2 protein-coding genes and 1 pseudogene are annotated in these 3577 nt (G+C 67.0%); 2 read left to right on the plus strand and 1 reads right to left on the minus strand.

Features of this window, described 5'->3' with window-relative positions; translation table 11 throughout:
• Window positions 1–116 precede the first annotated feature (116 nt).
• Window positions 117–1754 (plus strand): IS1182 family transposase, encoded by a 1638-nt coding sequence (locus tag JNW89_RS31160; protein WP_238451795.1) that lies wholly within the window; start codon window positions 117–119, stop codon window positions 1752–1754.
• Window positions 1755–1859: 105 nt separating this feature from the next.
• On the opposite strand, the pseudogene tnpA reads toward JNW89_RS31160, so the two are convergent.
• Window positions 1860–2269, minus strand: a pseudogene (gene tnpA, locus JNW89_RS31165) (IS200/IS605 family transposase); the annotation flags it as partial.
• 22 nt (window positions 2270–2291) lie between these two features.
• On the opposite strand from tnpA, the gene JNW89_RS31170 reads away from it, so the two are divergent.
• A partial coding sequence (locus JNW89_RS31170) for a transposase (protein WP_238451796.1) occupies window positions 2292–3577 on the plus strand: 1286 nt, incomplete at its 3' end.

A 3577-nucleotide genomic window follows, 5' to 3' on the forward strand; every position in this document is an offset into this window, starting at 1 on the left:
ACCCGGGTTGCGGGCCAGTGCTGCGCCCGTTCAGGACTCCGTTGGGGAATAGCCAAACCACTCGGATTCACCTGTTGGCATGATTGTCGGATTCGTCGGGTGGGAAGGGTCGAGAGGTGTCGCTGGAAGCGTGGGATGACCGTGGGGTGCCGGAGTTGACCGCGCGGATGGTTCGGGCGTCGTTCCCCAAGGGCACTCTCGCGATGCGGATCCGCGACGCGCTCGGCCCGGTTTTCAGCGACGAGCAGTTCGCGCAGGCGTTCCCGGCGCGGGGCCGTCCGGCGGCTTCACCCGGGGCGTTGGCGCTGGTATCGGTGTTGCAGTACGCCGAAGGGCTCAGCGATCGGCAGGCCGCGGACCAGGTGCGGGCGAGGATGGACTGGAAGTATCTGCTCGGTCTGGACCTCGATGATCCCGGGTTCGACTTCACCGTGCTGACCGACTTCCGGACCCGACTGATCAAGCACGGCCTGGAGGAGAAGGTTCTGGACGTGATCCTGGACCGATGCTCGCAGCACGGTCTGCTGCGCGCCGGTGGCCGGCAGCGCACCGATTCCACGCATGTCCTGGCTGCGGTTCGCACGTTGAATCGGATGGAGTTCGTCGGGGAGACGCTGCGGGCGGCCCTCGAAGCCCTGTCCGCGGCCGCACCGGCGTGGCTGACGCCGCTGATCGATGCCGGCTGGGCCGACCGGTACGGGGCCCGGATCGACTCGTACCGCTTCCCGAAGGGTGAGGACGTCCGCCGGCGCTGGGCCGAGCGGGTTGGCCGGGACGGCTTCGCCGTCCTGGACGCGATCGCCGCACCCGGCGCGCTGGGGTGGCTGCGAGAGATCCCGGCGGTGCAGGTCCTGACCCAGACGTGGGAGCAGCAGTACCAGCGAGACGGTCAGGAGGTGCGCTGGCGGGAGGGCAAAGACCTCCCGCCGAGCAGAGACCGGCTGGCCTCGCCATACGACACCGACGCCCGCTACGGCCTCAAACGCGGCAACGGCTGGACCGGCTACAAGGTTCATTTGAGCGAGACCTGCGACCCTGATGCCCCACACCTGATCACGCATGTGGCCACCACCGACGCCACGGTTACCGACACCGAGATGACCGCGACCATCCACCAGGGCCTTGCCGGAGGGCGCCTGTCGCCGAGCGAGCATGTAGTCGATGCCGGCTATGTCACTGCCGCACACATCGTGGCCGCCCGCGACGAACACGGCATCAATCTGCTCGGCCCGGTCGGCCTGGACACCCACCAAGGCGAGCGATTCCCGCAAAGTGACTTCCGCATCGATTGGCAGACCAAGACCGTAACGTGTCCGCAGGGCAAGGCCAGTGCCAGCTGGTTCAACCAGCGCAAGAGCAGCGGCACGGACCTGACGCGGGTCCGCTTCGCGGCCCGCGACTGCGTCGGCTGCCCGGTCCGGGCCAGATGCACCAGTGCCGCCAGCGGTCCTTGGGGACGCACCCTCACCCTGTTACCGCAAGATCAGCAGCAGGTCCTGCAAACCAGACGCCAGGAACAGACCACCGAAAGGTGGCAGCAGCGCTACCACACCCGGGCCGGCGTCGAAGCCACGATCTCTCAAGCGGTACGACACACTGGCATCCGCCGCAGCCGCTACACCGGCACCGTCAAGACCCACCTCGGCCACGTCTTCGCCGCCACCGCGGTCAATCTCCTCCGCATCGACGCATGGCTAACTGACACACCACTTGGCCCGACCAGAACCAGCCATCTCACCCTGCTTGCGGCGTAGTTCAGCTGAAACACCCTTGTTGGTCATACACCAACGGAGTCCTTCAGGGCCGGGGGTGAAGGCCCGCGCTGGGAGGGCCGCCAAGGCCGGAGCAGTGCCTTGGACCGGGTGGTTCTGCTGCTCGATGTACTGACGCACGACGCTTAGCGGTGCGCCGCCGGCGGAGCCTGCGAAGTAGGAACCCGTCCAGAGCTTGTTGGCCCGGTAGTAGTGCCGCCGTAGGTCGGGGAACTCCTGCCGGAGTCGCCGGCTGGACACGCCCTTGAGGCTGTTGACCAGTTTCGCCAGGGCGACCTTGGGCGGGAAGTTGACGAGCAGGTGGACGTGGTTGTTCTCGCCGTTGAACTGGACCAGCTCGGTTTCGAAGTCTGCGCACACCGCCCGCATGATCTCCTGCATTCGGGCGAGGTGCGCGTCGCTGAACACCTTGTGCCGGAACTTCGTCACGAGACCAAGTGAGCATGCAGAGCGAAAACGCAGTGTCTACCTGTGCGGATGCCTTCGAGTTCGGCCATAAACCAATGGTACGGTGCACGGGTGCAGCTCCGTTACAACTACCGGGTCTACCCGGACGCCAGTCAGCGCGACGCGCTGGCCCGGTCGTTCGGGTGCGCTCGGGTGGTGTTCAACGACGGCCTGCGGGCACGGCAGCAAGCCCGGCTCGAGGGTCTGCCGTATCTGTCGGACGCCGAGTTGTCCAAGCGGGTCACCGCGGCCAAGCTGACCCCGCAACGGGCGTGGTTGGGTGAGGTGTCCTCGGTCGTGTTGCAGCAGGCCCTCGCGGATCTGAACGTGGCGTACCGCAACTTCTTCGTCTCGCTATCGGGCAAGCGCAAGGGCCGCAGGGTGGCGCCGCCGCGGTTCCGCTCACGCAAGGACAACCGGCAGGCGATCCGGTTCACCAAGAATGCCCGGTTCAGGGTGCTGGACAACGGCCTGCTGCGGCTGCCGAAGGTCGGCGACGTCGAGGTGCGCTGGTCACGCAACCTCCCGTCGGACCCGTCGTCGGTGACGGTGATCCGGGACGCGGCCGGCCGGTACTTCGCCTCGTTCGTCGTGCAGAGCACCGACGAGCCGCTTCCGGTCGCGGACTCCGAGATCGGCATCGACTTGGGCCTGACCCATTTCGCGGTCTTCTCGGACGGCACGAAGGTGGCCGCCCCGAAGTTCCTGCGCCGCGCCGCACGCAAGCTCAAGCGGTTGCAGCAAGACCTGTCCCGCAAACAGCGTGGCAGCCAGAACCGCAAGAAGGCCGTCGTGAAGGTCGCCCGCGCTCATGCACGAGTGGCCGACACCCGGCGAGACTGGCAGCACAAACTCTCCACGGCGATCATCCGCGACAACCAAGCGGTGTTCGTCGAGGACCTGTGCGTTGTCGGTCTCGGCCGGACGCGGCTGGCCAAGTCCGTGCACGACGCGGGGTGGGCCAGCTTCACCGCTATGTTGGAGTACAAGGCCGCCCGGTACGGGCGCACCTTCGCTCGGGTGGACCGGTTCTTCCCGTCCACCCGGATGTGCTCGGACTGCGGCCGGATCAACGACAAGATGGCGTTGAACGTCCGAACGTGGAAGTGCCCGTGCGGCAGCACCCACGATCGAGACGCCAACGCGGCCATCAACGTGCTCGCGGCGGGACGCGCCGAGAGCCTAAACGACCGTGGAGCGCGGATCAGACCACCAGCGATGGTGGCACCGCGCGGCGAAGCGGTAATCCACCCGGACGCCGCGCGTTCCACACGCAGCCTGGAGGGAACCTCCGTCCCTGACGGCGGAGAGATCGTCAACGTCAAACCCACGCCCTCGCCCTCGCGGCATGAAACCCC

It is taken from the genome of Micromonospora sp. 4G55, from assembly GCF_016803375.1.